General features: G+C 34.2%; 9 protein-coding genes. 5 read left to right on the top strand and 4 right to left on the bottom strand.

Translation table 11 applies throughout. The annotated features are described in order from the left end of the window. Positions 1–13: 13 nt before the first annotated feature. The 4 genes from D5J18_RS07150 to D5J18_RS07135 form a co-directional block, all read right to left on the bottom strand. Positions 14–2,716: a heavy metal translocating P-type ATPase gene (locus D5J18_RS07150; RefSeq protein ID WP_119058323.1), complete on the bottom strand. Its 2,703-nt coding sequence runs from the start codon at positions 2,714–2,716 to the stop codon at positions 14–16. 527 nt (positions 2,717–3,243) lie between these two features. Continuing rightward, a complete protein-coding gene (locus tag D5J18_RS07145) occupies positions 3,244–3,525 on the bottom strand; it encodes an HU family DNA-binding protein (protein ID WP_119058322.1) in 282 nt (93 codons plus the stop codon). A gap of 125 nt (positions 3,526–3,650) precedes the next feature. Then, positions 3,651–4,601, bottom strand: coding sequence for a methionyl-tRNA formyltransferase (gene fmt / locus D5J18_RS07140; protein ID WP_119058321.1), 951 nt, complete (start codon positions 4,599–4,601; stop codon positions 3,651–3,653). Next, positions 4,598–6,445 carry a RecQ family ATP-dependent DNA helicase gene (locus D5J18_RS07135; protein WP_165844984.1) on the bottom strand — a complete coding sequence of 616 codons (1,848 nt, stop codon included), beginning with the start codon at positions 6,443–6,445 and terminating at the stop codon, positions 4,598–4,600. The genes fmt and D5J18_RS07135 overlap by 4 nt, the downstream gene beginning before the upstream one ends. A 233-nt stretch (positions 6,446–6,678) precedes the next feature. Between D5J18_RS07135 and mnmE the strand changes: the two genes are divergently transcribed. The 5 genes from mnmE (at position 6,679) to D5J18_RS07105 (ending at position 16,056) form a co-directional block, all read left to right on the top strand. Further along, positions 6,679–8,067 (top strand): tRNA uridine-5-carboxymethylaminomethyl(34) synthesis GTPase MnmE, encoded by a 1,389-nt coding sequence (mnmE, locus tag D5J18_RS07130; RefSeq protein ID WP_119058319.1) that lies wholly within the window; start codon positions 6,679–6,681, stop codon positions 8,065–8,067. 100 nt (positions 8,068–8,167) lie between these two features. Beyond that, complete coding sequence (locus D5J18_RS07125) at positions 8,168–10,270, top strand: HsdM family class I SAM-dependent methyltransferase (RefSeq protein WP_119058318.1); 2,103 nt, start codon at positions 8,168–8,170, stop codon at positions 10,268–10,270. Further along, positions 10,267–11,574 (top strand): restriction endonuclease subunit S, encoded by a 1,308-nt coding sequence (locus D5J18_RS07120; protein WP_119058317.1) that lies wholly within the window; start codon positions 10,267–10,269, stop codon positions 11,572–11,574. The genes D5J18_RS07125 and D5J18_RS07120 overlap by 4 nt, the downstream gene beginning before the upstream one ends. A 181-nt stretch (positions 11,575–11,755) precedes the next feature. Then, positions 11,756–12,706, top strand: a complete 951-nt coding sequence (locus tag D5J18_RS07110; protein ID WP_119058315.1) for an Abi family protein — start codon at positions 11,756–11,758, stop codon at positions 12,704–12,706. Between the two features lie 47 nt (positions 12,707–12,753). Continuing rightward, complete coding sequence (locus tag D5J18_RS07105; RefSeq protein ID WP_119058314.1) at positions 12,754–16,056, top strand: DEAD/DEAH box helicase family protein; 3,303 nt, start codon at positions 12,754–12,756, stop codon at positions 16,054–16,056. Positions 16,057–16,095: the final 39 nt, after the last annotated feature.

Here is a 16,095-nt window from a genome sequence, read left to right as displayed (position 1 = left end):
AGATTTTTTTCATTTATTTCAAATTTATGCGTTGTAATCTTAGCGCATTCAGGATAACACTTACCGAGCTAAAACTCATTGCCAAAGCAGCAATCATGGGTGATAAAAGCAACCCAAAGAATGGATATAATAGCCCCGCCGCTATTGGAACACCAACACTATTGTAAATCAGTGCAAAAAATAAATTCTGACGAATGTTGCGCATTACTTTTTCGCTTAAAACACGAGCCTTCACAATGCCGTTTAAATCACCATCCACCAACGTCAAATCTGCACTTTCCATTGCGACAGCTGTCCCAGTACCCATTGCTATTCCAATATCACTCTGTGCCAATGCTGGGGCATCATTAATCCCGTCACCTGCCATCGCTACTTTTTTACCTTCGTTTTGAAGTTTTTTCACTTCTTGCAATTTATCTTCGGGGGACTTCCCGCCACTATAGTTTTTCAGCCCGACTTCTTTTGCTACTGCCTTCGCAGTATGTTCATTATCGCCCGTCAGCATAATGACTGAAATACCTTGTGCTTGAAGCTTTTGAATAGCTGCAGCACTAGATGCTTTTATTGGATCAGAAATCACGACGGCTCCTACCATCTTTTCGCCCCAAGCTAAGTAAGAAGTTGTTTTCCCTTTTTTGGCTTCGGCATTTACTTTATCCGCAACGTCAGAAGGAATATTTAACTTGAAGTCAGCGAGTAGTGCTTTGTTTCCCAACAGAACTTTTTGTTTTTCAAAAACACCTTTGACTCCTTTTCCTGAAACGGATTGAAAATCAGAAATTTCTAAAGGCTTTATTTTTTTTGAATCACCATAATCTAAAGTTGCTTGCGCCAACGGATGCTCGCTATTTTGGTTTAATCCGTTAACTAAACCAAGTAATTTTTCTTCAGAAAAACCCGTTGCTAGTATGGCTTTTTCCATCTGAGGTTTACCTTCAGTTACGGTACCTGTTTTATCAATCACTAAGGTATCAATTTTATTCATTTCTTCTAGTGATGCGGCATTTTTCGCCAAGACGCCGTTTTGCGCTCCTTTGCCTACCCCCACCATTACCGACATTGGCGTAGCCAAGCCCAAAGCACATGGGCAGGCGATAATCAAAACTGCAATGGCATTCACAAAAGCATAAGTCAAGCTGGGCTGCGGCCCCCAAATCCACCAAATAATGAAAGTTAAAGCCGCTACTCCCACGACTACAGGCACAAAATAACTCGAAATTTTATCTGCCAAACGCTGAATGGGCACACGGCTGCGGCTTGCATTATTCACCATTTCGATGATTTGCGAGAGCATCGTTTCCGCTCCGACTTTCTCTGCCCGCATCAGGAAGCTGCCATTCCCGTTGATGGTTCCACTTTTCACGTTATCTCCCACTTTTTTATCTACAGGAATCGGTTCGCCCGTAATCATACTTTCATCCACACTTGATTCGCCTTCGGTTACCATGCCATCTACGGGAATTTTTGCTCCAGGTTTCACCTTTAGAATATCTTCTTTTTCAATTTTTTTAAGGCTTACTTTTTTTTCCACACCGTTTTCTACTAAAATTGCTTCGTGTGGCGTTAATTTCATTAATTCTTTGATGGCAGAATTGGTGCGAGAATGTGCTCGAGCTTCCATCACTTGCCCGACTAAAACTAAGGTTAAAATCATGGTAGCAGATTCAAAATACAGATGGATATTCTCGTCTTGACCAAAAAATTCCTGAGGGAAAATTTGAGGGAAGAATAAAGCAATGACACTAAAAATCCATGCAGTGCCAGCACCAATCCCAATGAGGGTAAACATATTGAGATTCATGCTTTTTATGGAATTCCAAGCGCGCTGAAAAAATACCCATGTTGCGTAAAAAACTACAGGAATCGATAAAATAAACTGTGCATAATCCCAGTGTTTTTTCTCCATGATTTGATACAACGGATTATTATTTAGCATATCAGACATGGCTATGAGAAAAATAGGAATCGTAAATGCAGCTGCCCAAATCAGTTTTTTTACTAATTGGCGATAATTTTTCAGCTCTGCGTTCTCTTGTGGCTCCACCGGCACTAAATCCATTCCACATTTGGGGCAATCGCTAGGTTCATCACTGATAATTTCTGGGTGCATCGGGCAAGTGTATTGTACATCACTTGGCATCGATTTGACTTTTGGCACCAAATCCATTCCGCAGACAGGGCAATCACTGGGTTTGTCATAAACCTTCTCACCCTCACACATCATGGGGCAATAATAAACATCATCCGTTGAATTTTTCGGGGTTGTTTTCTTCGAATTTTCTAATTCCGTAGCGAATTTCAATAGATGATAATGCGTGTCTTCTAAAGCTGAGTTTAAATGGCTGAATAAAATATTTTTATCTGCCTCTACACAGACTTTCCTCTCCTTCAAATCCACGTTTACTGCTTTTACACCTTCTACTGAAGATAAATGTTTTTTCACCGTGTTTTCGCATCCTGTGCAAGTCATTCCTTCCACATAATACGTGTGGGTAAATGCTTCTTCTGGCGTTTGATGAATACTATAGTTGGTATTTTCTAAAGCCTTAGAAAATTCTTCAAAACTAATTTCATTTTCTGCTGAAATTTCTGCTTGAGCTGTGCTTAAATCTATTCTAACTTTTTGCACACCTGGCACGGCTTCCAGCTTCTGCTGAACGCTATTGGCGCAGCCTTTGCAAGTCATTCCTTTGATATAATATGTTTTTTGTTTCATTTTTTTTATTTAACTCTTAGAAAATTAAAGCTTTTAAAAAAAAATCAAGCCTCATTTTTTTTCGATTTTATTTTTCCAATTTTATTCTCAGCAAAATTTAAGCCTTAAAAAATTAAATCTAAGCCAATGTGAAAACTGATTGGAATAATCGGTGCACGGACTATTTTCTGCAATTTTTTAGGGCTTGAGAAAAATTGAAATATTTTAAAAAGAAAAAACTAGGGCAGATTACTTTGGGTTTGGGTTCGGGTTTAAAAAATTTTTTTTCATGTTTGATGCAACGAACTGAATTTTGAATTTGAGATTCATTATATATTATATCTACATTATTTGGATTAACTACTAATCTAAGATTTCTTTCTAGTACCTAGCTAACTTAGGCAATAAACCGCTAAACTCATTTTTGGTAAACCAAGCATTTTTCATTGAATCTTTTATTCTTAAGCTTTCTTTAGTTTCATTTTCTGAGCATAAAAAACTGCCCATCGCAAGACAGGCAGTTTCAATTAAATTTTAATCGTAAGTTATTATTTCCCTTCGTTTACAGCGTCTGCCAATTGAGCTCCAGGTTTAAACTTAGCTACAGTTTTAGCAGCAATTTTGATTTTTTTCTTAGTTTGTGGGTTTACACCTTCTCTTGCGCTTCTTTCTGAAGTTGAGAATGTCCCAAAACCAACCAAAGCTACTTTATCTTTTTTTGCTAAAGCCTTGGTTACGTTGTTTGTGAAAGAATCTAAAGCCTCTTTTGCCTGTGCTTTTGTGATTCCAGCATCAGCTGCCATTGCGTCTACTAATTCAGATTTGTTCATAGTAAAATGATTTTTAAAAATTTTGTTTAACAAATATAGCGTTTCTCTTTGTCTACGCAAGTGTAAAGCCACATAGCGAAAGGAAAAAACTAATAATTAACATAAATTTAAGATTTTACATTCATTTAATCAACTCTCCAAGAGGTTAAATCGCCAAATCCATTGATGAAATCTTGAGCTTTTAATTGTTTTTTCCCTTCCATTTGAAGTTCTTCTACCCAAATAATTCCATTGCGATGCCCTACCCCTAGCTTAGCATTTTCTATAAATAAATCGCCAATTTTATGCGAATGAGGGGTATGCTGAATTTGAACTTTTATGATTTTCACATACTTTTTCTCGTTCTCGTTTTTGAAATAAGTCCAAGCAGTTGGGTAGGGATTTAGACCTCTCACAAAATTAAATACGCTTTCTAAACTATCTTGCCACTGAATTTTTGTATTTTCTTTAAAGAGTTTTGGAGCATCTTTATTGAGTTTTGGTTTAGATTGCTGTGCTGGGTTCACGCCATTTTTGCTCACCAATTGTAAAGTTTCTACAGTTGTTTCTGCACCAAGCTCCATTAATTTATCGTGTAGCTCTCCGGCCGTTTCATCTGGTGAAATAGCACATTTTTTCTGTAAAATTATTTGCCCTGTATCGATGTTTTCATCAATGAAAAAAGTCGTAACGCCTGTGGTCTTCTCACCATTGATGATTGCCCAATTAATCGGTGCGGCACCACGGTAATCAGGTAATAATGAGGCATGAAGATTAAATGTACCCTTTTTGGGCATTTGCCAAACTGCACGCGGAAGTTTACGAAAAGCTACTACTACAAAAACATCTGCTTGAAATTCTTCTAAAGCCTTTAAAAATTCCTTAGACTTTAATTTTTCTGGCTGCAGCAAAGCTAAATTATGAGCTTTGGCAAATTTTGCTACAGCTGGCGTATGAATTTTCCTGCCGCGCCCCGCTGACTTATCAGGCGCACTAACTACGGCTGAAACTTCAAATTTTTGCTCTAAAATGGCTTGCAAAATATGAACAGCAAAATCTGGCGTGCCAAAGAAAACTATTTTTAAAGATTTATTCATCTGCTATAAAAATTGGGTGGTGTAAATTTAATTTTTTCTTCATCAATTAATTTTTGAAGGCTCTGAAAAATTAAATTTCTATCAAAATTTTTAAAGCCTTCTAAAATTTCTATTTCAGTCCTCACCGCTGAGGTCACAAATTTATATAAATCTTGTATTTCTAATTCTTGAGAGAATAAATTTGGCTTGCAAACGCTGCAAATACCACATCTTCTTTTACTTTTCTCATCAAAATAGCGAAGCAATAATTGACTTTTGCAAACTGATTCGTTTTCGATAAAAAAGAATATATCATTCAAGCGTTTCCATTTCAGCAGCTGCTGTTCTCTAAATTCTTTCCACCAGAAAACCGCTGCTGCATTGTCATCCCTTGGCTGCAAGAATTCGATTTTTACTACGGTTGCATCTCGGTAATAAATCAAACTTCTTTCGTTTAACTCATTTAAATATTCTTTCAATAAAGATTTACTGATTTTCAACCGATTAGAAACCTTGTATTCATCAATTGGCTGAGGTTTATCAAAGATTCCGCCAAAATTCCGAGCTAAGTAATCTAGCACATGATATTTGGGCTGATGAATATTTGGCAAATCGGTATTTCTTACCAAAATCTTAACTAAACTTTGCCGCTGATTTTTATGAATTTTTATGATTTCTTTTTTCTCTAGAAATTGAAGAATCAAGCGCACTTTTTGCTTATGGAAATGGTAAACTTCTCTAAATTTTTTCTCAGAAAATCCTTTTTGCCCTTCAGCTAATTCATTATTAGCTATTTGGAAATAGCCATACAATTTCAGCACAATAGTAAGGAACTCATTCTTATCAGGATTTGAAGCTTTAAAAGATTGAAGACTATTTTTTTTATCCCTTTCATTATAAAAGAGGATTCCTGCAGCAAATTTACCATCTCTCCCCGCTCGCCCTACTTCTTGGAAGTAAGATTCAATCGTATTGGGCGTATGCATATGGTAAACTCGGCGCACATTTGGCTTGTCTATTCCCATACCAAAGGCATTGGTACTTACCAAAATTTTTTGGTCACTGTGGATAAAGGTTTTTTGTTTTTCATTTTTTTCTTCGGGAGAAAGACGTGCATGGAAAAAATCTGCATCAAAAGATTTCTCATTTAAAATCTTAGCCCATTCATAAGTTTCTTCTCGTGTTTTTGCAAAAACGATAGAAGATTCATTCTTTTGTCTTAGAAAATAGAGCAAATCATTCATTTTATCATCAGTCTTGCAAATACGATAAGCTAAATTTTCTCTTTCCAATGATTTCCTAAAAATACGGCAATCACTCAACTGAAGCTCTTTGATGATATCTTCTATTGTCTTCTGAGTAGCCGTTGCCGTCAGTGCCAAAATTGGCGTCGAAGGAGAAAATTCTTTTAATTTTTTAAGCCTTAAATAACTGGGGCGGAAATCATGCCCCCACTCAGAAATGCAATGCGCTTCATCCACCGCAAAATAACGGAGATTTAAATCAGCCAAGCGTTCTATGAAATGTTCACTTTCTATGCGCTCGGGAGAAACATAGAGCAATTTAACCTTGCCAAAACGGCAATTGTTTAAAATTCTTTCTTGGTCAGGCAAAGGAATTTCTGAAGAAAGCAATTCCGCTTTGATTCCTCGTTTCTTCAATTGCTGAATCTGATCTTTCATGAGTGCAATCAGTGGAGAAATAACCACGCAGATGCCTTTTTGCATCAAAATTGGAATTTGAAAACACAAGGATTTCCCTCCGCCAGTGGGCAACAATGCGAAGCAATCTTTCCCTGAATAGATGGTTTCTATAATTTCTGCTTGGGGCGAACGAAATTCATCATATCCCCAGTATTTTTTCAAAATTTCTTTGGCAGAAAAATGCATTCGGCAAAAGTAAATATTTTTTTCTTTTGAGCGATTATTAAAATGTTTTTTTTAATCTTAATTTACTATTTATAAATCACTTAAGAGAATCAAGTAAGTATTCTCCAAACAAAAAGTGTTCTGTTCTTTTTTCCATAAATTTCAAAAATTTTTTTAAGGCTTAAAAAATTCTTGTAAAATAAGGTTACAATAAATTTTAACTTTGCAAAATGTATCTAAAAGAAACCATCATTGCCCCTGCTACAGGAAATCAAGCCTCTGCAATTGCTGTTCTACGAATTTCTGGCGATAAGGCTATAGAAATGACCGAGAAAATTTTTGAGTCTAGATTTAATAAAAAACTTAAAAATCAAGTTTCTCATACGCTGCATTTTGGTGATATAAAAGATAATGCAACGTGGGTAGATGAAGTTTTGGTAGCGATTTTTGAAGAAGGAAAATCTTTTACTGGCGAAGAAACTGTTGAAATATCTTGCCACGGTTCGCTTTATATTCAGAATAAAATTATTGATTTATTTTTAAAAAACGGTGCGCGCCTAGCTCTGCCAGGAGAATTTACAATGCGTGCCTTCCAAAACGGAAGATTTGATTTAACGCAGGCAGAGGCAATTGCAGATTTGATTGCATCGGACTCCAAAGCTTCTCATCAAGTGGCAATGCACCAAATGCGCGGCGGAATTTCTACCAAATTAGGCGAATTAAGAAAAGAATTAATCAAATTGACGGCTTTGCTGGAATTAGAGTTGGACTTTTCTGAAGATGATGTGGAATTTGCCGACAGAAGTCAACTAACTGATTTACTGAAATATATTCTAAAAGAAATTCAAGTTTTGATAGAATCTTTTGCTTATGGAAATACCATCAAAAAAGGGGTTCCTGTAGCGATTATAGGGAAGCCAAATGCTGGAAAATCAACTCTGCTAAACCAATTACTCAACGAGGAAAGAGCCATTGTGAGCGATATTGCTGGGACTACACGCGACACGATAGAGGAAGTGATTCAAATCAATGGTATTAATTTCAGGTTTATAGATACGGCTGGAATTCGAGAAACTGAAGATGAAATTGAAAAAATTGGCGTGCAACGTGCTATTGAAAAGGCTCAGTCTGCCAAGATTTTACTTTATCTTTTCAATACCTTAGAAAACACTGAGGATGAAATTGATATGCACCTTTCTGCACTGGTGAGAGAAGATTTGCACGTGATTTTAGTGCATAATAAAATTGATTTAAATGCTGAAAATCAAGTTATTCTTGACCAAAAATTAGAAGAAAAATATCAATTCCCTTTGTTGAAAATTTCTGCAAAGAATGGGATTTTCATAGAAGATTTGAAACGAATGATGTTTGACTTGATTCAGAGGCAAGATTCAGATAATCAAATAATTATCACAAATCAAAGACATTTAGATGCTTTACAAAAAGCTCATGCAGCACTTACTGAGGCTCAAAATGCTTTTATCATGCAAATTCCATCTGATTTGATTGCTCAAAATTTGAGAGAAGGCATCAAACAAATCGGTAATATAACTGGCGAAATTGATGTAGATAGGGATATTCTGGGTACGATTTTTAGTGAGTTTTGTATCGGGAAGTAGTTACCTTTCTTTTATTTGTTAATTACTTATAAATGTTATCTATATATTTAACTCTTTTAAAATTTAATAGAAATAAAGAATATTTTTCACTTCATCAACAATGAGCAATAATATACTTAAATACGAATCAGACATTTGGAAAACAGCCGATTTATTGATCGGTGCAGGAATCAAACAATCCGATTTTCCTAAATTTATGATGCCCTTCTTTGCCTTAGTAATGGTAGAGAGTAGATTGATTCGTGAAGCCAACAGAATACGCGAAGAAGAAAACATAGAAGATACGGAAGATTTTATAGAGATTTTCCAATTAGAAGGTTTAGGTTATAATGATTATGTAATTCGTAAAGAGATTACCTTAAAAGACATTTGTAAAAACGATAAAACCTTTGATACCGATTTTGATGGTTATTTAAAAGCGTTTGATGCGGAAACCAAATACCTTTTAGGAGTGAATAAAGGGAACGATGAAGAAAAATTCTTAGACATTACAGGTGTTAGTGGATTACTGAAGAAAAAACGTATTCTATTCAATACCGTAAAGGCGTGGAGCGAGATTGATTTATTACCTTTCAACAACTCCGATATTACCACTTTAGAAGAACACATCAAACGCAAATGGGCAGACATTTCGGCTGAAACAGCTGGGGAACAGTATACGCCTGATGATATTATCTCTTTAATTTCTGAATTAATTGCAACCAAGATTGAAGATAACGATGAGTTTCTAACGATTTATGATGCCACTTGTGGTGGTGGAAACTTATTATTTGGAGTTGAAGATAAAATTCAAGAAATCTCTAATCGTCCTACGGCTACTTATGGTCAAGAGTGGAACGATGCCTTATACGCATTGGCTAAAATCGAAAGTAGATTCCGTAAAGATACTTATATCGAATATGGGAATACCATTACAGAAATAGGTAAATTCTTTGATAAATCGTTCAATATCGCAGTAGCTAATCCACCGTATGGCGTGGATTGGAAAGGTTTTGAAAAGGAAGTAAAAACTGATGAAACAGATCGCTTTCACGCATTACCATCTATTTCAGATGGGCAATTCTTGTTTACCCAGCACATCTTATCGAAGTTAGAAAATGACAATGGTTTTGGGGTAATCGTTCACAACGGTTCCACTTTATTTTCAGGTGATGCAGGTTCGGGTGAATCGAATATCCGTAAGCATTTCTTTGATAACGATTGGGTAGAGGCTTTAATTCAAATGCCACAAGACGAGTTCTTCAATACAGGTATTTACACGTATTTATGGGTATTTAATAAAAATAAACCTGCCAATCGTAAAGACAAAGTGATATTAATTGATGGTAGCAACCAATGGGAATTATTAAAGAAATCCAAAGGTAAAAAACGTCGTCAGATGAATGCCGATAATCGCAAAGCAATTGTAGATGCTTTTGTCAATTTCGAAGATGTACAATTGGACGGTAAAGACTTCGCTAAAGTCTTCGACAAATGGCATTTCTATTACAACAAACAGTCTATTATTCTAACCAATGTAGATGAAAACGGTAAGGCAATTCAAATGCCTACTAAAACCAATAGAGCTGGTGAAACCGTAGAAGAAAAAGCAATAAAACTCAATCCTACTCAATTAGAATTCACATCCTTAGAGGGTGAAGTAAAAAAATTATCAAATTTCAAAATAACAACATTTGACAATACGGCGTACAATAGTTTAGAAGATTACTTCAATCAAGAGGTGAAAGAATTAATCAATAGCATCGACTACAAAGAATCAAATCTTAAAATCCATACAGCTAAAGCTATTTATAGCTACGATACCGAAAAAGAAACCATTGTAGAAACTACGGTGGCTGAGCCTGTCGAAGTCAAAGAATTAGGTAACGGTAAAATACTTGTAAAAGCGACGTATAAAAAAGAAACCAAAACCAAAGATGCGTCTATTCGGATAACCGTTGAATTATCGAAAGATACGGTGAAGGATTACGAGATTATACCGTATCATCCAATAGAAGCAGACAATCAAAAGCAGATTGCCGATTTTATGGCGAAGTATGTAACGCGTCCATTTGAATACAGCGATAATGTAATTGGGGTTGAAATCAACTTCAACAAGATTTTCTATGTACCTGAACAATTAACGCCGATTACGGATTTACAAGCTGAATTAGAAAGTTTAGAAAACGAATTAGCTAACTTGGAAAATGAGTTGGGGTTATGATAGTGAATACTTTTGAGGATAAAGCTTTAAACTCTATACCAAAAAATTGGAAGTTGGATAGAGTAAAAAATGTAGCCAATATTTATGGAAGAATAGGTTACAGAGGATATACTGTAGCCGATATTGTATCAGAAGGCGATGGTGCATTATCCATAAGTCCAGGCAATATATTTAATGATACTTTTACATTAAAAAGTAAAACTTTTATAAGTTGGGATAAATATTATGAGTCTCCAGAAATAAAAATTTTTGAGAAGGACATAATATTGGTTAAAACAGGTTCTACAATTGGCAAAGCGGCTCTTGTGCCTCCAACTGAATATAAGTTAACTTTAAATCCACAAGTCGTAGTTTTAAAAAAAATAAAAATTGACAATTCATTTTTATATTATGTTCTTATAAGTGATTTGATAAAATATTATTTTGAATGTTTTCAATCAGGGGGAGCAACGCCTGCAATTTCGCAAGAGAAGATAAATAATTTTAAATTATTTTATCCTTCATCTCTTTCCGAACAACAAGCCATTGCCCATTATTTAGATGCGAAAACCCAAGCCATAGATAAAAAAATAACGCTTTTAGAACAAAAGATAGAAACGTATAAGCAATTAAAACGTACACTCATCACCCAAACTATTACCAAAGGTTTAGATAAAAATGCACGATTAAAAGACAGTGGCATCTCTTGGATTGGGCAAATCCCACAACATTGGGAGGTGAAAAGGTTTAAGGATGTAGTTAGTAAATATACAACAGGTGGTACACCTTCTACGTCGAATAGAAGTTATTTTGAAGGAGATAATATTTGGATCAGCATTGGAGATATAGGAGATTCTAAATATATAAGTGACTCCTCAATTTATTTGACAGATGAAGCTATTAAAGATGCGAATATTGTGAAAACACCCAAAGGCTCTTTATTGTATAGTTTTAAATTATCTATTGGTAAAATGGCTTTTACAACTAAAGATGTTTATACTAATGAAGCAATTTCGTCTATATTCCCTAATAAAAATATTGATTTAGAATATTATTATTTTATGTTACCGACTTATTTAGAGTTAGCAGCAACAGAAAATATATACGGAGCTAAAATGTTAAATCAGAAATTGATAGCAAATGCTTTAGTAATTCATCCTCCCAAATCAGAACAAGAAGAAATAGCCCAATATTTAGACCATAAAACAGCTACTATAGATGCTATCGTAAGTAATATTAGTAAACAAATAGACACCTTAAAACAGTTACGCAAAACATTAATTAACGACGTAGTAACAGGTAAAATAAAAGTATGTGATGATTAAACATATAAAAATAGTAAATAAATATGACGATACTATATTACTATTTTGTATCTTTGCAGTACAGAAAAACTTTTCTATGCATAGAAAAGTTGCCCAACAAGACAGTTTAATTACTCAAGATAATACACCCTCCTTGCCTCTCCGCGATGCACACTTGGGGGGTCTTCTCTTTTTATAGCCTATGTCAAAGAAAACGTACACCAAACCGCCTTTGACTTTTGCAGATCAATTGCAAAAATTAAAAGACCGTGGATTAGCAGTTGCTAATGAACAACGAGCAGTTTCCTATTTGCAGCAAATTAGTTATTACAGATTGAGCGCTTATTTTCTTCCGTATCAATCCGTAAAAGACACTTTTGATAAAGGCACTACCTTTCATCAGATTATTCAGACCTATGCATTTGATAGGGAATTAAGACTATTAGTGTTTGATTGCATCGAGCGAATAGAAGTGGCTATCCGTACGCAGTTTATTTATCAAATGGCAACGCATTACAACAATTCACATTGGCAGGATGACAAAAGCCTATTTGTAAAACCGTATTATAATAGCGTAGGAAATACGGTTAATCCTTATTCCGATTTTCAGAGCATTATTTCCAAAGCAAAAACACACCGAAAACTGGAAGTTTTTATCAAACATTACACCGACTGCTACGACAAGCCATCAAATCCACCGTCTTGGATGTGTTTTGAATTATTAACCATAGGTGAATTGTCTAATCTATACAGAGGTTTGAGAAACAATAAAGACAAAAAACGTATAGCTGATTTTTTTAAAGTTCATCATACGATATTTCAATCTTGGTTACACTCGCTGACTTATGTTCGTAACATTTGTGCGCACCACTCACGTTTGTGGAACCGCGATTTAGCAGTAGAACCTAGATTGTTATTAAAACCTCAGGCAGCTTGGGTGTCATCTTCCTATAACAATAATAAAAGAGTTTTTTATTTTATTTGTGTATTGAAATATTTGTTGGATTCTGCCAATGATAACAATAGCTTGACACTCAAATTAGACGAATTGTTTGCTAAATATCCGACAGTTCCTATTCAATATTTAGGTATTCCATCCGACGGAAAAGGAAGTTTATTAGACTGGAGAAAAGAACCCTTATTTAAAAATTAAAGACATTTTTTAATTTAATATTTTAGCAGTACAAACTGCATGATTATATGAAAGAACTCGACTTACAAGATAAATACTTAATCAATTTTTTCTGCGAAAGAAAAGAAGGATTAGGTTACAAAGAAGCGAAAGCAAATAGCGTTTCTCCTAAATTTTTTATCACAGAAGATTTAAAATACTTTATTTCAGAAACCTCACTCAACAAAAGCAATTATAAAAAATTGCTTAAAAAATTTGATTCCGAAAAAGAGTTAATGGATGCTTTTACTTCATTCTTAGATGATAAAATAAAATCTTCTATGAATATGGCTGTATTTATCAATTCCAATAAGTCGATAACTTTCGAAGGCGTAAAGCTGCATTTGTTTTATCCAAGTGGTAGCGTATTGCAAGAAGACAAATTATTCGATGAAAACATCTTTACCATTGTACAAGAGTTACCCTATGTATTTAAACACGAAGGCAAAACGAGGTTTTCATTTCGTCCCGATCTGTCTTTTTTCTTAAACGGTATCTATTTAGGATATAGCGAGTTAAAAAGCAATTGGAACAACCAAACAGCAGGCAAAAATGGTCGCCATAAAGTAATGAAAGATTACTTATCTGCTACACAAGAATATTTGGTAATAGCCGATAAAAACGACATTTCACAAACCATCCGTAAGGACTTCTTACATATATTCGAAAAAGCAATTCATATCACCGCTACCGATTTGTCAGATACCTTTGTGATCAGAAATATTGCTACGTTTTTTGATGATATTAAAGCAACCGTTTTAAAAGGAGATTATGACTTCTCGGATTACGAAAAGAAAATGGTGAAAGATTTTAAACCCTATCCATTAGTTAATCCTAAAGCGGATAAGTTAGCACGTTTCGAAGAAGTGTTTAGAGCCTTGTACGATAAAAAAATGATGGAAAAAGAAATTTTGTATTACAACTTTATCGAACGTGAATTAATCAAAAAAGAAGGAAGCAAAACCAAAGAATACAAACATAATAACGGTCGTTTAATTTCGCCACGTCCTAAACAAAAATTCGGTACAGATAAGGTTTTAGCCAAAATCGAAGAATTTTTAAAACACGAACAAGAACCACGCTATTTTATCAAAAAATTAGAAACCGAATTACGAGATAAAGGGATTGGAGAAGAACGCGTACAAGAATTAGTCAACAAGCGTTTAAAATACCAAAACAACAAAAATGTGTATTCGTTACTATTACAATATGCAGCAGGTTTTGGTAAATCAAATATTATTGGTTGGACAGCATTACAATTAAAAGACTTACTCAAAGAAGGCGAATATGTGTACGACAAAGTAATGCTGGTGGTAGACCGTTTACAATTAAGAGATCAATTAGATTCTAAAATGCACAATATGAACATTCAAAAAGCAATGTTTATAGAAGCTACAGACCGTAAAAGCTTTATTGATGCTCTAAGTTCTGATAAAAGAATTGTAGTAGTCAACTTACAAAAGTTTGGTTCTGTCAATACCATTTTAGATGAAACGGTAATTAAAAATTTAGCTAATCTTAGAATAGCATTTTTAATTGATGAGATACACCGTAGCAATAGTGGTGCGCAACACGAAGAAATGTTAAGTGTTTTTGACGAATTACAAGCTGGTTTCGATAATAATGATGCCTATACCCAACAACGTACCAAAAAGAATTTAATCATTGGTTTTACAGCAACACCAAGCGACCATACCTTAGCCAGATTTGGTGAGTACAATCGTTATGCAGAAGCTGAAAAATTATGGATTCCTTTTGATAGCTATACAATGCGTGAAGCCATTGAAGATGGCTATATCTTGAACCCAATTAGAGGGATTGTACCTGTTTCAGCTAAGATGTATTTCGAAATACCTGACAATGATTTAGAAGGTTTTGAAGGGGATCTTGGTTATGGTTTTGACCCAATACCTGACGACACCGATACAGGTATTGATGAATATGGGAAGAAATATGCGATTCGTAAAAAGAAAATATACCTGAATACCGAACGTATAGAAGCCATTTCAAAATTTGTAGTAGAAAGATTAGTAACTACGGTTTATCATCAAATAAGAGGTCAAGCAAAAGCGATGCTTTCTGCTTCATCTATTCCAGCGGCTATTAAGTATAAAAACTTTATATCAAAATATTATGCTGAAATAACCAAACAACCAAAATACGAACGCTTTGCAGATGCTCCTATATATATCGTTTATTCAGATAATCAGGAACATCGAAGTTGTAGTGGTTTAAATGGTGGATTAAGAGAAGAACGTGTTTTACAAAACTTTAAAATAGCTAAAAATGGGATTATCATCGTTGTAGATAAATTACAAACAGGTTTTGATGAACCCAAACTACATACCTTATTTTTAGATAAAGAAATTAGAGGTATTAATGCTATTCAAACGATTTCAAGAGTAAACCGTACAGCAAAATATAAAAACGATTGTAAAATTGTAGATTTCTCTTATAAAAACATTAATGTAAAAAATATAAAAGAAGCTTTTGAGCATTTCTCTAATGTAGTGGTTTCAGATTTTGATCCTTTAGGTGACGAAGAAAGATTGATAGAAATATATAAAGAATTAATATTTAAAAAGCATTTTGCAAATTTTAAATCGTATAAAGAAGGGAAATTAGAAGTACAGACTATCGTAGATTTAGGAAATGATTTAGACGCCTTTATTCGCAATAATGAAAACGAGGCTAAAGCGATAAAATCTAAAATACTGAAATATTTCAATATCCTAAATTTGATTGAGTTTGTAATAGAGTTGGATAAAAAGTATTCAGAAGATATTTTCTTAGAATTCTGGCATAGATACAATCTAATATACAACCAAATTAATGGTACTAAAGAAATTATTGATGATGTAGAAATCTATTTTGACAACAGAATTGGGATTGTCGCTCCAAAAGATTACAAAGAGAAAGAATCTAAAATAAAGAATCCTACACCAACTGATAGTGATAAACCGAATAAGTTTAAATATAATATTCTAAAAGTTATAGAAAAACGCAATCAAGAAGAAGAAGAAATAGATGCACTAATTAAAGATTTTGAAGAAAAGATAACTTTATTCTTTGAATACATTAAATCAGATGCAGATGGCAAACGATTAATAGCTAAAATGACATCAACAAGTTCTTCATTTTCACACGAAGAAATATTAAAAGATTTCTCAAAGTTATATCGTAAGTTCACGATTAAAAACAAGGAATTGGGTGAATTCTTTAAAAGAGAAACAAAAGACATACTTTCTCAATTATGTGATGATTTTGAGAAATATTTGATTAAACCATATCCAGAACAGCAAACAGCTATTCATATAGCAGCAGAAGATTAAAAATACAAGGAGCAAAAATTTGCTCCTTTTTTATTTCCC

It is taken from the genome of Candidatus Ornithobacterium hominis (genome assembly GCF_900538215.1).
Lineage (GTDB): Bacteria > Bacteroidota > Bacteroidia > Flavobacteriales > Weeksellaceae > Ornithobacterium > Ornithobacterium hominis.
The sequence above is the reverse complement of the archived record's forward strand: the minus strand, read 5'-3'. Positions and strand labels throughout refer to the sequence as shown.

Coding starts and splice junctions, on each gene's coding strand:
- D5J18_RS07150 (WP_119058323.1), bottom strand. CDS start 2,716: ATGAAACAAAAAACATATTATATCAAAGGAATGACTTGCAAAGGCTGC.
- D5J18_RS07145 (WP_119058322.1), bottom strand. CDS start 3,525: ATGAACAAATCTGAATTAGTAGACGCAATGGCAGCTGATGCTGGAATC.
- fmt (WP_119058321.1), bottom strand. CDS start 4,601: ATGAATAAATCTTTAAAAATAGTTTTCTTTGGCACGCCAGATTTTGCT.
- mnmE (WP_119058319.1), top strand. CDS start 6,679: ATGTATCTAAAAGAAACCATCATTGCCCCTGCTACAGGAAATCAAGCC.
- D5J18_RS07125 (WP_119058318.1), top strand. CDS start 8,168: ATGAGCAATAATATACTTAAATACGAATCAGACATTTGGAAAACAGCC.
- D5J18_RS07120 (WP_119058317.1), top strand. CDS start 10,267: ATGATAGTGAATACTTTTGAGGATAAAGCTTTAAACTCTATACCAAAA.
- D5J18_RS07110 (WP_119058315.1), top strand. CDS start 11,756: ATGTCAAAGAAAACGTACACCAAACCGCCTTTGACTTTTGCAGATCAA.
- D5J18_RS07105 (WP_119058314.1), top strand. CDS start 12,754: ATGAAAGAACTCGACTTACAAGATAAATACTTAATCAATTTTTTCTGC.